At 51.1% G+C, this 15,792-nt stretch carries 11 protein-coding genes; all 11 read right to left on the reverse strand.

Translation table 11 applies throughout. From position 1 onward, the window contains the following. Positions 1-108: 108 nt before the first annotated feature. A complete protein-coding gene (locus tag MHI45_RS10655; RefSeq protein WP_256718015.1) occupies positions 109-2,322 on the reverse strand; it encodes an Ig-like domain-containing protein in 2,214 nt (737 codons plus the stop codon). Positions 2,323-2,592: 270 nt separating this feature from the next. Next, complete coding sequence (mtaB, locus tag MHI45_RS10660; RefSeq protein WP_076109105.1) at positions 2,593-3,945, reverse strand: tRNA (N(6)-L-threonylcarbamoyladenosine(37)-C(2))-methylthiotransferase MtaB; 1,353 nt, start codon at positions 3,943-3,945, stop codon at positions 2,593-2,595. Between the two features lie 3 nt (positions 3,946-3,948). Beyond that, positions 3,949-4,713, reverse strand: a complete 765-nt coding sequence (locus MHI45_RS10665; RefSeq protein ID WP_076109106.1) for an RsmE family RNA methyltransferase — start codon at positions 4,711-4,713, stop codon at positions 3,949-3,951. Positions 4,714-4,867: 154 nt separating this feature from the next. Further along, positions 4,868-5,551: a site-2 protease family protein gene (locus MHI45_RS10670; RefSeq protein ID WP_076109107.1), complete on the reverse strand. Its 684-nt coding sequence runs from the start codon at positions 5,549-5,551 to the stop codon at positions 4,868-4,870. 2 nt (positions 5,552-5,553) lie between these two features. Then, entirely contained in the window at positions 5,554-6,612 is a 1,059-nt protein-coding gene (gene prmA, locus MHI45_RS10675; RefSeq protein WP_076109108.1) for a 50S ribosomal protein L11 methyltransferase, read from the reverse strand. A gap of 80 nt (positions 6,613-6,692) precedes the next feature. Next, entirely contained in the window at positions 6,693-7,271 is a 579-nt protein-coding gene (locus tag MHI45_RS10680) for a DNA-3-methyladenine glycosylase I (RefSeq protein WP_340896928.1), read from the reverse strand. 404 nt (positions 7,272-7,675) lie between these two features. Next, positions 7,676-9,337 carry a DUF4179 domain-containing protein gene (locus tag MHI45_RS10685; RefSeq protein WP_340896927.1) on the reverse strand — a complete coding sequence of 554 codons (1,662 nt, stop codon included), beginning with the start codon at positions 9,335-9,337 and terminating at the stop codon, positions 7,676-7,678. Next, the gene (locus MHI45_RS10690) at positions 9,297-9,857 is read right to left on the reverse strand and encodes an RNA polymerase sigma factor (RefSeq protein ID WP_340896926.1); all 561 of its coding nucleotides are present in this window, start codon (positions 9,855-9,857) and stop codon (positions 9,297-9,299) included. Before MHI45_RS10690 ends, MHI45_RS10685 begins: the two co-directional genes overlap by 41 nt. Before the next feature lie 171 nt (positions 9,858-10,028). Next, positions 10,029-12,461, reverse strand: coding sequence for an EAL domain-containing protein (locus MHI45_RS10695; RefSeq protein WP_341119057.1), 2,433 nt, complete (start codon positions 12,459-12,461; stop codon positions 10,029-10,031). A 451-nt stretch (positions 12,462-12,912) separates the two neighbouring features. Beyond that, positions 12,913-14,091 (reverse strand): sn-glycerol-1-phosphate dehydrogenase, encoded by a 1,179-nt coding sequence (locus tag MHI45_RS10700; protein WP_076109113.1) that lies wholly within the window; start codon positions 14,089-14,091, stop codon positions 12,913-12,915. A 142-nt stretch (positions 14,092-14,233) separates the two neighbouring features. Next, positions 14,234-15,724, reverse strand: a complete 1,491-nt coding sequence (gene araA / locus MHI45_RS10705; protein ID WP_076109114.1) for an L-arabinose isomerase — start codon at positions 15,722-15,724, stop codon at positions 14,234-14,236. Positions 15,725-15,792 lie beyond the last annotated feature (68 nt).

Here is a 15,792-nt window from a genome sequence, read left to right on the forward strand (position 1 = left end):
CCGCAGTACTAATGCAATCTCCATTCAGCCTATACAAAAAGATCTGCAGAACCGCTGTTATGGCGGTCCTGCAGATCTTTTTCATTTCATATGGGTTGCAGGGGCAATCTATTTCACCGTAACGGACACCGTTATGGTTTTATTGTTCAGCTTGCCCTTAATTGATGTCGTTCCTTTGCTTAATGCTGTAATGACGCCGTTAGCATTCACTTTAGCCACGGCTGGCTTAGAGCTTGTCCATACCACGTTTCCAGTAACAATTGCCGTTTTGCCGGTATCATACTCTGCCGTCACCACTACGCTCTGAGTTACTCCTGCTGCCAGAGCTAGTTTTTTCTCATTAACAAACAACTTCGTGAGTTTGGGAATGACGGTGATTTTGACAGTGGCGGCAATTCCTTGATAGGAGCCTGTCAGCGTTGTTGATCCTTCAGTAACAGCCTTGACGGATGTCCCTTTCACTGTAGCTACCGCCGGATTAGAGGACTCCCAATCCATTCCGCTGGAGAAATTCGCCGTTTTCCCGTTGGAGTAATATCCGGTTACTTTAATTGTTTTGGAGCCTTTGATGTTCATATCAAGTGTGCTTGGCTCCACAACCAGCTTCACAACCTTTTGCTCAATCGTTACCGGAATGCTGATGCTCTTGTTAGCATAAGTTCCTTTGAGAGTGGCATTGCCCTTGACCAATCCTTTAGCAGTCTTGCCGTTTGCCGTCTGCTTAATGATGGCGTTGGTTCCGCTAACTTCCCATTCAATCGTCTTGGAGACATCGAGCTCGTCGCCATTTTCCAGCACGGCCTGAATCTCAGGCAACGGCTTCTCTTCGCCGATGACCAGACCCAATGCACCTTCAGGTCCAATTAGAACAAGCACTTTATTCTGAACTGTTACTTTTTGTACAACGGTTTTGCCCCGCACAGCAGCAGCAGATGAAATTATGTTACCTTCTTTGATCTTACCAGTGATGGTTACAGTGCCCGCCTTGCCTGCTACAAGCTTGCCATCCTTAATTAAGGCGATCTCTTCATCGGCCGAGGTCCACTCGATCTCATCACTGAAATCCATCTTTGTGCCGTCAAGCTTCGTTCCGTTCACCTTTGGCAGGCTTACGGAATCCGCTGTGTAGATCTCCTGCTCGGCCTTATCGATGCTGAGTTCGGTGAGTGTCGGATATACAGTCAATTTGAACGATTTGCTGACTCCGAGGTTTTCCGCTTTGATGACCGTACTTCCAACCGCTTTGGCCGAAACGATCGCAGCCGCATTCTCCGCGGTCGAAGTGTCTTTAGTTACCGTTGCGGTCAGCTGATTGTCAGAGGTCCATACTGCGTTTGCAGATTCATTTCTAGTCGAATTCACAGCATTTCTCATTTCAGCCTTAACCTTCAAACTCTCTCCCATGAACAGGGACTGATCGCCTGAAGGGTCCAGCAGCAGCGCCTCGTAAGGCGAGCGCACATACACATCTAACGATTTGGAAACACCGAGGTAACTTGCTGTAATAACAGCCTTACCGGTGGCCAGCACTGTGATTTCCCCGGCTTTTACCGTTGCAACGCTCTCATTGGAGCTTGTCCATGTTGCCAGATCGGCAACATTTTTTTCGGGGCTGGTTTCAGTCGCCTTAGTTGCCGCTGTTAACTTAACCGCAGCGTCTCCAACCAGCATTTCAAGCTCCTGGAGGGCTACGTCCTTCTCTTTCAGCACGATTGCCGAATAAGGCAGCTGCACTACTGCTTTGAAGGTGGCGGTCAAGCCTTTATATTTAGCTGTAATTGTTGTCTTGCCTTCGCCAACCAGCGTGATCTTTCCGCCAGTAATAGTGATTACGCTTGTATTCGAGCTGCTCCAATCGGCATCGGTTGTCACATCTTTAACAGATGTTGCCGACTCTCCGCCAACGGCTTTTGCTTTAACGAGCAGCGTTTCCTCGCTGTCGCCCAATTTATAGTTTCCATCTGAGCTGCGCTCCAATGTTAATTCCTTAAAGGGATGGGTAACAGATACCTCAAGGGTAGCTATCGCATTATTGTATGTAGCCGTGATCATTGCCGAACCGGTGTTGACCGGCGTCAACAATCCGTTAATTACTTTGACTACATCGGTCTTGGAGGAGCTCCATACGGTTGCACCGGTAACATCTCTCTTGGAGGAAGAACCTTCTACGCTTGCATATACTTTGAGCTGCCTGGGCGTCTGCCCGACGGTCAGTTCCACTTTTGCCGAACTTTCGAAATCAATCGAGTTGATATCACCTGTAGCTGCAAAGACGTTTACCGGAAAAGCCACGGCAGCGAGCAATATCATAACTAGTAGCATCTTTGTCATTTTCCTGTACACAGTCATCTGTTCTCTCCTTAGGCATTAAGTTTATCGGTGGATATTTCCACACTCTTCCACTATATCGACAATTACACCCTCACTGTTTACCCTATTTCCTATTTATTTTCAGTTTCCACTGAATTCAGGACTTTTCGACTATAGAATCTCAAGGGCCGGGCTGATATAAACGACCATGCATAAAAAAAGAAGAAACGGCAAGCTTTCCTTTAAATAAAGGCAGCCATCGTTTCTTCTCTGTTCCTTTAACTAATCAACTACAAGAACGGACTCACGCCGTTCACTTTGGCTTACTCGGACCAGTTCGCCTCTGCACTCGTTGACGCCAGCTTCCGTAATCTTCACCTCACACAGCTGTCCCTGCAGCGAATCATCGCCGCTGAAGAAAACCTGCAGGTAATTGTCGCTGAAGCCGTGCTGTGTGCTGCGGCCCGGGGCCCCTTTGGCCGACCGTTCAGGAATAACAGACAATGTCTTGCCGACGAACCTGCGCGCATAGGCAAGCTGCATCTCCTCGGATAGGTCGATCAGTTCCTGTACGCGGACGTTCTTAATTTCCTCGTCAACCTGGTTCAGCATTCGTGCCGCCGGAGTGCCTGTGCGCTTCGAATACGGGAAGACATGCATCTCGGAGTAGTTCACGGCCTTCATGAAATCATAGCCGGCGCGGAACATTTCCTCGGTCTCGCCGGGGAATCCGACAATAACGTCGGTGGTGATCCCGACATCCGGCATCGCCTGGCGGATCAGCTCCATCTTGGCATAATACTCTTCGGTGGTGTATTTGCGGCGCATCGCTTTGAGCACCTCGTTATGTCCGGCTTGCAGCGGAATATGCAGATGACGGCACATCTTGGAGCTGCGGTTCAGCACCTCAAGCAATTTATCGTCAATCTGGCTGGCTTCAATCGAACTGATACGTACCCGCTCCAGCCCGTCCACCTTATCCAGCTCCCACAGCAAATCGGCGAGACGGTAATTCTCCAGATCGTCGCCATAACCTCCGGTATGAATTCCGGTAAGAACAAACTCCTTATAGCCGGCCTCCACCAGCTGATGCGCCTGGGCGACAATCGATTTCGGATCGCGGCTGCGCGACAGCCCGCGCGACCACGGAATGATACAGAAGGTGCAGAAGTTGTTGCAGCCATCCTGGATTTTCATAAACGCCCGCGTCCGGTCGGCAAAACCCGGCACATCCAGCTCTTCGAATTCACGCGTCTTCATAATGTTGCGGACAGCATTCACCGGCTGGCGGGACCCCTGGATATTTTTAACGTGAGTCATAATCTGTTCACGGTCCTGGTTGCCGATCACGAGATCGACCCCGGGAATATCAAGGATCTCGCCGGGTGAGGTCTGCGCATAGCAGCCCGTTACGGCAACGATAGCCTCCGGGTTGCGGCGCACGGCGCGGCGGATCATTTGGCGGCTTTTCTTGTCGCCGGTATTGGTTACCGTACAGGTGTTGATTAGATATACGTCGGCGGGCCCTTCGAAATCAACCTGCTCGTAACCTTCATTTTTGAATAGCTGCCAGATGGCTTCAGTGTCATAGAAATTCACTTTACAACCTAAAGTATAAAATGCTACGGATGGCATTGTTCAAGCTCCCCCCATTTCTCCGGATTCATACAGGATGCAGGCTGCAGCGACCATGCCGGCCGTCTCGCAGCGCAGAATACGCCGCCCAAGGCCTACCGGTACCGCTCCGGCCTCTTCGGCCGCATGGCATTCCTCCGGGCTGAAGCCGCCTTCAGGACCGACAACGATCATTACCCGGCCCGGCGATTCCGGCGCCAACGCAGACAACCATGGTGCGGCGGCGCTCCGCAGCTGCAGTCCTTCTTCCTTCTCATAACAAAAGTAAACGGCATCATAGTCGCGGAAGCTTTGCAGCAGCAGTTTCCAGCTCAAAGGCGCATGCACGGCCGGCACTATATTACGGTGTGCCTGCTCCGCTGCCTCCTTGCAAATCTTGCGCCAGCGTTCCAGCCTCTTATTCTCCTTGCGCTCGTCATACTGCACTATCGTGCGCTCTGAGAGGAACGGGGCAAAAGCCACCGCACCGATTTCGGTGCACTTCTGAATGACGGTTTCCAGCTTGTCTCCCTTCGGCAGACTCTGGGCCACCGTAATCTTGATCCGCGGCTCATGCGCCATCTCCAGAGATTCCAGTATGTCTACTATAATCTCGCCGATCTCAATCGAAGAGATCTCCGCCAACGCCTCGCGGGAAACGCCGTCGCTGACTATTAGCTTGTCTCCGGCTTTGCCGCGCATCACTTTGGCAATATGGCGGGCATCCTCGCCGTCAATGGTTACCTGTTCCGGGCCGAACTGCTCCGGTGCTACGAAATAACGCTGCATCTTCATCCTCATCCTATCCATTATTCAGCGTAAAAGCGGCGGCGATCCTGCTGTTCAGGTCTCCAGCCGCCGCTCTACTCACTTGTAAACCGTCTAAAAATTCACATTACATCATACAACGTTTGCCTGCCTGTGAACAGCCCCTGTTCAGGCTTTACCCTCCAAACAGATTGAAGAACAACCGGAAAAAGTCGTTCCCGATTTGCAGTGCCCAGCTGTTCAGCGGTTCGATCGTGTAGGCACGCAGGCCGGGGATAAAGATGATAAGCAAAAAGATAAAGACCGTCCACTGCTCATACTGCTGTAATTTTGCACGGATCGGGCGCGGTGCCACATCCTCTACGATCCGGTAGCCGTCCAGCGGAGGCAGCGGAATTAAGTTAAACAGGAATAGGAAGAAATTAAATTGAATGAACATGCCAAAGAACCAGTACACCGCCCGCAGCAGCTGTTCATTCGTAATGGACTCAATGGCGCCGCTGGCATGCAGGGCGGCATATACTAGAGTACCGAGAATACCGAGCAGCAGATTGCTGATCGGACCGGCTGCAGACACGATAACCCCCATCAGGCGGGGGCGTCTGAAGTTGTCGCGGTTCACCGGAACCGGACGTGCCCAGCCGAAGCCGGCAATGAGCAGCAGGATGATACCGAATAAATCGAAATGCACTGCGGGATTCAGCGTCATGCGGCCCAGCAGCCTTGCGGTTGGGTCACCAAATTTGTTGGCAAAATAGGCGTGGGCGAATTCATGCACGGTAAATGCAATCACCAGTGTAATCAGGAAAAACGGAAGTTGCTGCAGGGGTACTACTAAAATTTCATCCAAAAAATCCATTTCTACCTCTTTCCGGCTGTAAAGGCCACCCAATCTTCTTCACGGGATACTTCCTTAATCTCAAACCCGGACGACTCCAGCGCCTGCACCACGAGCCCTTCCTTATCTTTATAAATACCGGAGGTGATATAGAGGCCACCCGGCTGCAGGGCACGGTAGACATCATCGGTGAACAACACGATGATCTCTGCCAAAATATTGGCGACCACAACCTTCACCGGCAGTGTGACACCAAGACTGTCTTCAGCTTTTGGCTTCGCTGGAACAGCCTGCTGCGTGTCCGTATGGCCGGATCTTGCCGATGGCCACATATCTCCCGCCGCCGTATCTGCCGCGCCTTCGCCGCCGAGCAGTGACAGCAGGTCGCTTTCTTTTACCGTAATGGATTCCTGCAGCCGGTTCAGCGCCACATTCTCGCGGGCACTTTCCACAGCCACCGGATCCAGATCCAGCGCCAGCACAGACTTGGCACCTAACAGCACCGCGCCTACAGCAAGAATGCCGGAGCCCGTTCCAACGTCAATCACTTCCTCATCGCCGCTGATATGTTTCTCCAGTGCCCGCAGGCACAGTGCTGTCGTTGGATGCGTTCCGGTTCCAAATGCCATGCCGGGATCAAGCTCAATAATTTTTTCTTCCGGGCCGGCAGGGGTATATTCCTCCCAGGTGGGCTTAATCGTCAGCCGGTCCGATACGCGAAGCGGCTTGAAATACTGCTTCCAGGCATGCGCCCAATCATTTTCATCCACAGTTTTCCACGAAATCAGTGCTTTGCCGGGATCAATCCCGAACTCTCTCAGCTCTTCGATCCGTGGAGCCAGCTCTTCGATAATGGCATCCATCGGGACGGTTTCGGCATAATACCCTTTAATCACCGCTTCCCCTTCAGGGATATCATTCAGCGGCTCGTCGTATAATTCACCATAACGTGTATCCCGTACCTTATTCAGGGTTCCGGATTCCTCGATGGAAACACCGCCTGCCCCGGCCTCATACAGCAGATTGGAAATCATCTCCTGCGCCTCTTCTGTTGTATGTACTGTCAGTTCATGCCATAACATCTTTGTGGATCCTCCTAAAGGTTTTGTGAGCGCTGCTTAACAGTATACCATTTCTTCCCCGGGTAGCGCCAAACTGCGGATCAGCTTCCGGAAAGCTGACTTTTGCTGCGGCAAAAGCATTCCTGTGTATGATCGTCCACCATTCCGGAAGCTTGCATAAACGCGTAGCAAATGGTTGAGCCGACAAACTTCATGCCTTTTTTACGCAGCGCTTTGCTCATTTGGTCTGACTGGGAGGTTGTAATCGGCACTTCCGCTCTGCTCTTCCAGTTATTGATTACCGGCACACCCCCGGTAAAGCTCCAGAGATAGTCTGCAAAGCCGCCCTCCTCCTGGACGATCTGCAAATACACGGCCGCATTCCGGATGATCGCGTTAATCTTGAGGCGGTTGCGGATAATGCCCGGATCGCCCAGCAGTGCGGTTATTTTGACTTCATCATATTCCGCGATTTTCACCGGATCAAATTCGTCGAATACTTTGCGGAAATGCTCCCGCTTCTTCAAGACGGTGTACCAGCTTAGTCCGGCCTGCATCCCCTCCAGCATCAACAGCTCGAACAGCTTCCGGTCATCGTACAGCGGTTTGCCCCATTCTTCATCATGATAAGCAATATATAGTGGATCTTCATTCACCCAGTCACAGCGGATCTCGTTCACCTGTCTCCTTCTCTCCTTTTTATGTCCGAAGAACATTATTCATAGGCTGTTTCTATAATAAGTTGAACTTTAGATTTACCGAGCCGGCATAGAACGCAACTGCAGTGAATGTTTGGACTTCCGGCCGCTGTTGTCTCCCGATTTCTTGATTTATACCGCTATTGCGGTTGAAATCCGGAGACAAAGGCGATCGCTATCGCTCCTACAGTTCCAAAATTCCCCTCCGCTGCTTTTGCCTCTAGGTAGTTCTTCAGTTCAAATTATATAGCGTCTCTTTATATTCTAAGCGCCATTACCCTGTATACACAAATAAAAGAGGCCTCCGTTTCCCACAAGGGCCGGACAACCTCTTATATTAAAGGTTTCTCTTTCAATCTATTGTTTCCGCTTCATCACCCTGCCGGTTAAGGCAGCAGCTGCACCTGTATCATCTGATCCGGTTCAACTGTAATATAACGGCTGACATACATGGATGCTTTCGTCTGCTCAACCCCCTCATACCTCTTTATAGCCGTGTTGTCATCATCCCCGGAGTAATTGGCTATCAGCGTTTCGCCTGCAAAATAGGAGTTGTTCCGGGTCGTTTCGAACGAAACGATTCCGCCAAAGCCTGGGGTCTGGCTCCCGGTCTCCACATATAAATCCCCATCGAGAGTGTAGTATATCCATACTACCGGATAACCGCCTACCTGCGATGTTACCGATTGCCGCTTCCCGCTGATAGCTGTCAAACGGATGGGAGTCCGCTCCCCCTTATGATTGGTAATCTTGTATTTGCCTGTTAGAGTTACAGGGGTTTTCCCGTTCATTACGAGACCCGAAGGCCGTTCGAAGCGAATCGCTCCCTTATTCGGATCCCGTTCAGCTGTCGACCATAATTCACCCTGCAGGCTCATACCTTGTACTTCAAGAGTTAGCTTCTCATAAGGCAGATGAGCATAGGCTTCTCTGGTCCGGTAGCTGATCCGGATCTGGGTCGGAGTAACTACCATTTGTTCCAGGGTAATATCGTCGCTGCCAGTCTCCAGCGGCTTATTCAAAGCATATTTCGCTGTCCCTGTGTTCATCTGCTTCTTGCTCAGGTTCAGATCGAATGACCATTTCCCGTCCAGTCGCTCTTCTTCTTTCATATATTGCAGCCGATAGGCTGTGCTCTCATCCGAAACGTCGCTATGTCGATAGAATTGCTGGCTGATATATTCACCGTTATCACCCCTCCGCACTTGCAGGCTGCCAGTAAGTTCCTTTACGACAGCTCCATCCCGGTAAGCAACAACCTGCGGCTTGGCCCATGCTGCAGCCTCCTCTTGTTCAAAGGTAATCTCACTGTAGACCAGCAGCCTATTATCCTCCCGGGGAAACATCTGCACATGAAGCGCCTGCAGATCGTCCTGCGCAATATTGAAGCTCTGCGTTTCCCCTGTCGTATTGTCCACCTCCAGCTCCTGCTCCTGCCGGGTGAAGCTTTGCAGATCCCTTGCTATAAATTCTACCTTTGCCGTATCCCCCTCCGGTGTCCAGTTGCTCTCTACATAGCCGGTGTATCTGCCGCTGCCGGCATCCCACACCATATCTCTAAGAATCCCTTCGCTAAGGTTTCCCTGTTCATCCCTCAGAGAGATTCCTTTGAACTTCATGAATTCAGCCCGGTTATGTTCACCGGGGTTCAGGCTGTACAGAATCACCGTGCGGTTCTCATCCACAACCGCCGTATGCAAGGTCAGCGTGACCCCATCTCTTGTCACCGACTGTTCAAGCTCCTGGCCGAGGTGCTCGGAGAGTGCGGCTTGAATCCCGCTTTTGCCATGAAGCAGCCCGTTCCAGTCCACCTGAATCGCTGCATATACGGGAGCTGCAGCCAGAAGGGCTGCAAGAGAGAGCGCGACAACTGATTTCCGTAAGTTCCGTCCCTGGCGCTGGACCGATCTCCCCCGTGCCCGTTTGCTGTCCGAATCACCAGTATGTCCAGCTTGCTCCATCCGTTCCCACATGCTTGCAAAATCGGGATACTCCATTCCGTGATCATTATTTAAGCGCAGTTTCAGCGCATCTTCCACCGATTTCATACAAAACCTCCTCCCCTGCCTCTGCATGCTCTCCTGCTTCCTGCAGCATCTTTTTCATCATTTTCAATCCTTTATGCTGTCTGGATTTGGCCGTCCCGACCGGGATGGACAACGCCTCCGCTATTTCAGCCAGACTGAAATCATGCATATACCTTAACGTAAGCACCACGCGAATCTTCACAGGAAGCCTGGTCATGTAACTGCTCCATTCCAGCGCCGTTTCTTTTTCTTCAATTAAGAGCTCTACCGGAGTTTCGGCACGGCCTTTCAGCAGAAGCATATGCTCAGCTACCTTCTGCTGCAGACTGCGCCGGCGTTTCAAGTAATTCAGGCAGGTATTGACCGCAATTTTCATAATCCATGCCCGGGGATATTTAACATCCTCCCATTTGCTGCGGAATACGGTGATGAACACCTCCTGGCACAGGTCCTCGGCATCGGCGGCATCATGCACCATGTAGTAGCAGGTCCGGTACACATCCTTATTGTAGGTTTCAAATAACTCCCGATTGCTCTGCACATGTCCCCCTCCTTTCTTGTGTGATCTGTCTATTTAACAATCCGGCTCATCAAAAGGTTCATTTTCTGAGCATAAACGATAAAAGCTGTTAGCGACATCCTTTTACTGGAAAAATTGACCACAACAAAAAAACATGAACCCCGGAAGGTCCATGTTTGCTTAAAACTGTATTTACAAGCTTTGCGTCGCCAGCAGAAATTTCGCCTCCAGCTCCTCCGGCGGCAGCGGGCGGCTGTAATAATAGCCCTGCACCTTTCTGCAGCCGCACTCCACCACAATATCCAGCTGCTCTTTGGTTTCTATACCTTCGGCAATGACCTGCATATTCAGATGCCTTGCCATAGTAATGATGGTGGACACTATGGCCCGGTCATCGCTGCTTGCGACAATATCCTTGATGAAGGAACGGTCAATCTTCACTTTATGAATGGGATATAATTTCAAATAACTGAAGGAGCTGTAGCCTGTTCCAAAGTCGTCAAGGCTGATACGAATTCCGTTCCGGGTCAGATTGTTCAGAATTCCGGCAGATGCAGAAGCGTTCATCATCATACTTTCCGTAATCTCCAGTTCAAGATACTGCGGAGCAAGCCCGCTCTCCTCCAGAATCCCCATAATCTCCCCAAGCAAATTGTACTGGTGGAACTGCTGGGACGACAAATTCACCGCCACAGGAATCAGCGGGCCGCCTGCATCCTGCCATAGCCGCATTTGGCGGCAGGCTTCGCGCAGCACCCAGTTTCCGAGCTCAACAATCTGGCCTGTCTCCTCCGCATGCGAAATGAACAGGCCAGGCGGCAGGAGCCCTTTGTCCGGATGCTGCCACCTGATCAGCGCCTCTACTCCGATAATTTGATTGTTATCCGCCCGGATTTGCGGCTGGTAGTACAGAATAAACTCGCCGCGCTCCAGCGCTTTCCGTAAATCGTTTTCCATTTCAACCCGCTGGAGCAGCTGCTCATCCAGATCGTCCGAGAAAAACTGATAATCATTTTTACCGTTTTTCTTAACCTCGTACATGGCAGTGTCCGCATTCTTGAGAAGCTGTACCTCATCTTGACCATGGCAGGGAAAGAAGGCGATTCCGATGCTTACCGTAACGTAAAAATCCTGCTCTTTCAGACGATACGGCTGCTCAATCGCTGCAACCATCTGCTCCGCAATGGCTGTTACATTCATGTTCTTCCGGGAGAACCGGCACAACATCGCAAACTCATCTCCCCCAATCCGGGCCAACGTCACATTCTCATTCACAACACTATGCCGGATACGGCTGCTCATTTCCTGGAGGAACAGATCGCCGTACATATGCCCCAATGAGTCGTTGATGATTTTAAACCGGTCAAGATCCATAACCATAACAGCAAACGGCTCCATCGTTTCACTATGCGCTTCAATGGTTTGTGACAGCAGCTCATTGAACATTCTTCTGTTCGGCAGACCGGTTAACTCGTCGTGGAAAGCAAGGTAATGATTTTTCTCCTTGGCCCGCTTTTCTTCTGTCACATCTCTGGCAATTACATAGGTTCCGACCACCTGCCCGTCGACCATGACCGGAGCGTTAACCACACTGATCTCGACACGGTGCCCGTCCTGATGGATGATCGCTGTTTCATAGCTCAGTTCCTCTCCGGCAAAAGATCTTGAGAACAGCTTCTGCATCCGGTCCTGCTCCTCCACAGCCACAATCGAGAGAATGAACATCATGTTCTGATCCTTAAAGGCACTTGAGCTGATTCCCGTGATTCTTGAGGCTGCAGGATTAAATCCGATAATGCGCATATCCAGGTCAATGGAGATAATGCCGTCCTGGTTATTTTCATATAACGACCTGTACCATTTCTCAGTAACCAGTATCTCTGTGTCCTTGTTCGAGAACCGGCGGGAGATGAACATTCCGACAACTGATAACCACAGCGTGAACAAAGTCCCGCCTGCAATGACATAGGCAAGCCATTTCTGATCCAGGACAACACCAGTGATCCGTGCAGCATGATGCCGCGGCTCAAAGTGGACTGCCAGCATACCGGTGTAATGCATGCCAACAATCGCAGTTCCCATGATCAGACCGCTGCCCAGCTTCTTCCAATGATTGTCTTCTTCGCCATGATCAATAATATAGGAAAATAACCCGAGCGCTGCATAGGATGCAACAAAAGCTATCACGATGGACAGGACTACATATCCGGGAGTATAGGTAACCTTAATTTGCATCGCTGACATGCCGATATAATGTATCGCTGAAATTCCAAACGCGGAAAATACGCCCGCTCCAAGAAATTGAAGAATGCCCTGCTTGCAGCGGCTAATCACGACAAGGGCGATGAAAGAGGCAACGACAGAAACTCCTACTGACAACAATACAGTGTTCAGGTTGTAAGCAACCGGAAACGGCAGCGATATGGCCAGCATTCCGACAAAATGCGTTGACCAGATCCCCATGCCCATAATTACTGCACCGCACATCAGCCATAGCCAACGTTTCTTCCCTTTGGATCTGCCTACTGCCCCTGCCAGACTTAGAACCGTATATGAAGCTGCTACCGCAATTACATATGAAAATAATACAAGCACCCTATCATGAGTACCATAGATATGCTCCACTTAAGCCCCCCCTCTCTGTCTTCGATTTCTAAGAACTCCCCTTGAACTTCTCCCGATAGTGAATATTTTAAATTTGCACTATTTCACTATTATTATCGACATAAATAGACCTGAATCGACAGATCAGAGAGTGGTTTTTATAAAAAAAATTAACACTATGACAGAGCCTTCTCAAGCTCCTTGTTAAACGCCGTTTAGGGAGGTGTAATCCTATGAATGGAACCCTATAAAATGAAAGTTTCCCGCTCCCGGAATCCGTTCTGCGCCTCCATTTATTGTGCGTATACAAAAAAAAAGGGCCCCGCCAGCAGCTGGCGGGGTCAAGGTATGTAATAAGGGGGTATGTGTCTAATATACAGTCCCAAGCTTAAAACAGTATTAAGTCCTCCTAAAGTTTTACTTAAATCTTCAGAAGGTTAGTATCTGCTCCAGATTCTTCAGCACCGCCTGTCTATTCTGCAGCAGCTCCCGCAATCTTGCCTTCATTGCGCGCCCGCAACAGGGTATGACGGTTCATCCGGATGAAATGCGCTTCCTGCAGACTGCGGCGCAGCAGATCAGCATCCACACCAAGCTCTTCCAAGGTAGAGGGTCCATGTACAGTGTGCAACAGGCCGCGCAACATTTCCGGTGAAGGAAGTCCGCTGATTTCCTTAAGCACCTGAGCCCACTTTTCCTTGTCCGCCAAACCCTGCGTATCCGCCAGCTCATGGTACAGCGCGGAAATTTCCGCACAGGCCACACCTACCTTGGCGCCATGCAGCAGCTGTCTGCGTCCGGTGCGGATGTACTCCATCTCCCAATAATGGGACAGATGATGTTCTGCACCGGATGCCGAATGGGATTGCCCAAACAGCAGGATCGCCAGACCGGATTCAATCAGCGCTTCGGTCAGTACACGGATTCCCAGTTCGGTATGATTTCCGATCTCCTCTGCATGATTTACGCAAGCCAACAGCGCCTTTTCGGTAATGGCGGCAACTGCCGGAGCATACGGCTCGTCAGCCGTCAGGCGGCCGAATTTCCAGTCGAACAACGAGGTGTATTTGCCCAGCATATCGCCAAAGCCTGCCGCCACCATGGGAGCCGGCGCCTTGCGCAGCAGCTCTGTATCGGCGAAGATAGCGACTGGACCGGCCGCAGGAATCGTTATCTTGTTGCCTCGGATAATCAGCGGTGAGCCGTTCGAGGTGAAGCCGTCTACCGAAGGAGCCGTTGGGACCGACACAAAGGGAATGGCTGCTGTATAAGCCGCATAACGCGCCACATCATGCAGTGTGCCCGAGCCTGCCACGATGACGGAATCTGCTTTAACTTTTTGAATATCCAACAGCACCTGCACCACAGAGGCTTCATCTGCAATAACATCGCCCTGCGCATTGGGCACCACCAAGGTGGTGTGGACCGAAATCCCGTCTTCCCTGCACGCCAGCTCCAGACTTGCTCCCGCTACTTTCAGTGTATGTTCATCTGCCACAAGCACCGGCCGTTCCCAGCCCTGTGCGGCCACATAAGGAATGACCTGCTGCAGGGCACCCGGTTCTACATGAATAACCTGCGGAAGAGCAAAAGCTGCCCCTCCTTCTATTTCAGCTGCGGCTGCCTTTATATTATCCAGTATGCTGCTCATATCGATTTCCTCCTAAAAGTTTTGTTAGCAAAGCCTTCCTTATACATTTTATCAGATGTCCAATATACAGGAAGAAACGGACGTACCGCACTCTGATCGAGCGCGGTACCCGTTTCTTGTCATCACACGAGTATAGAGAGAACTAAAGCAGCTTCCAGGCGATATCGTTCAGGCGCAGTTCATTGCGGAAGGATCGTGTATTGGTATCTTTGTCGATGACTACACATTCGATGCCAACCATTTCGGCGAAATCAATCAGTTGCTCTGTAGTCACCACATACGAGAATCCGGTATGATGCGCGCCGCCGGCCAGAATCCAGGCTTCCACGCCTGCCTTCAGGCTTGGCTGCACTTTCCACAATACACGGGCAACCGGCAGGTTCGGCATAGCTTCGGTAGGCTCAACGCCTTCCACTTCGTTCACAAGCAGGCGGAAACGGTTACCCATGTCGATGATCGAGGCATTCAGCGCTGCACCGGAACGTCCGTTGAAGACCATGCGGGCCGGATCCTCTTTGCCGCCGATACCGAGCGGGTGCACTTCAAGCTTCGGCTTGTCGACAGCAATGGTCGGGCAGACCTCCAGCATGTGCGATCCAAGCACCAGCTCATTGGCCGGATCAAGGTGATACGTGTAATCTTCCATGAAGGAGGTGCCTTTGTTGCCGGCGATAATCTTCATCAGGCGGACAAGCGCCGCTGTCTTCCAGTCGCCTTCTCCGGCAAAGCCGTAGCCCTGCTCCATCAGGCGCTGTACAGCAAGACCCGGAAGCTGCTTCAGTCCATGCAGATCTTCAAAAGTAGTAATGAAAGCTGTATATCCGCCTTCTTCCAGGAAAGCTTTCATCCCCAGCTCAATACGGGCCTGGTAACGGATGGATTCACGCACAGGTCCATCCTGTTCTCCGCCTTGGGCAAAGTCATACGCCTTCGCGTATTCTGCCATCAAATCGTCGATCTGTGCTTCGGTAACGGCATCCACACGTTCCACGAGGTCGCCTACACCATAGCCGTCAACGGTCCAGCCCAGCTTGATTTGTGCTTCTACCTTATCACCTTCGGTTACAGCCACCGAGCGCATGTTGTCGCCGAATCTGGCAACCTTCAGCGTTTGGCTCTCATTGAAGGCAGCAGCGGTGTTCATCCAGCCGCCGATGCGGCCTCTAACTTCACTGTCTTCCCAGTAACCGACAACCACTTTGCGGGCAATGCCCATGCGTGCGCCAATAAATCCGTACTCGCGGTCGCCGTGTGCCGACTGGTTTGTGTTCATGAAATCCATGTCGATGGAATCCCATGGAATATCACGGTTAAATTGGGTTGCCAGGTGCAGCAACGGCTTGCGGAGCTGCGACAAACCGGCGATCCACATTTTGGCCGGGGAGAAGGTGTGCATCCAGGTGATGATCCCTCCGCAGTTCTCATCGCTGTTCGCAGCAATTGCCAGCTTGCGGATTTCGTCCGCTGTAGTCAGAACCGGTTTGAATACTATTTCAAAAGGAACCGCGTCGTCCGAGTTAAGGCCTGCGGTAATTTGGCGGGAGTGCTCCGCTACTTCCTCGATCGTTTCAGGGCCATACAAATGCTGACTTCCGGTTACGAACCAGAATTGATAAGGTTTAATGGATAACATGTAATTACCTCCTAATGTGTTGTGTACATAACTTCACTGAATGATTTATTACCAAACTGACTTCGAAT

Source organism: Paenibacillus sp. FSL H3-0321, assembly GCF_038002865.1.
Taxonomy (GTDB): Bacteria; Bacillota; Bacilli; order Paenibacillales; family Paenibacillaceae; genus Paenibacillus_AQ.

What these genes read in the sequence shown, in the direction of transcription:
- MHI45_RS10655 (WP_256718015.1), bottom strand. Translation starts at nt 2,322, where the DNA reads ATGCTACTAGTTATGATATTGCTCGCTGCCGTGGCTTTTCCGGTAAAC.
- mtaB (WP_076109105.1), bottom strand. Translation starts at nt 3,945, where the DNA reads ATGCCATCCGTAGCATTTTATACTTTAGGTTGTAAAGTGAATTTCTAT.
- MHI45_RS10665 (WP_076109106.1), bottom strand. Translation starts at nt 4,713, where the DNA reads ATGCAGCGTTATTTCGTAGCACCGGAGCAGTTCGGCCCGGAACAGGTA.
- MHI45_RS10670 (WP_076109107.1), bottom strand. Translation starts at nt 5,551, where the DNA reads ATGGATTTTTTGGATGAAATTTTAGTAGTACCCCTGCAGCAACTTCCG.
- prmA (WP_076109108.1), bottom strand. Translation starts at nt 6,612, where the DNA reads ATGTTATGGCATGAACTGACAGTACATACAACAGAAGAGGCGCAGGAG.
- MHI45_RS10685 (WP_340896927.1), bottom strand. Translation starts at nt 9,337, where the DNA reads ATGAAATCGGTGGAAGATGCGCTGAAACTGCGCTTAAATAATGATCAC.
- MHI45_RS10700 (WP_076109113.1), bottom strand. Translation starts at nt 14,091, where the DNA reads ATGAGCAGCATACTGGATAATATAAAGGCAGCCGCAGCTGAAATAGAA.
- araA (WP_076109114.1), bottom strand. Translation starts at nt 15,724, where the DNA reads ATGTTATCCATTAAACCTTATCAATTCTGGTTCGTAACCGGAAGTCAG.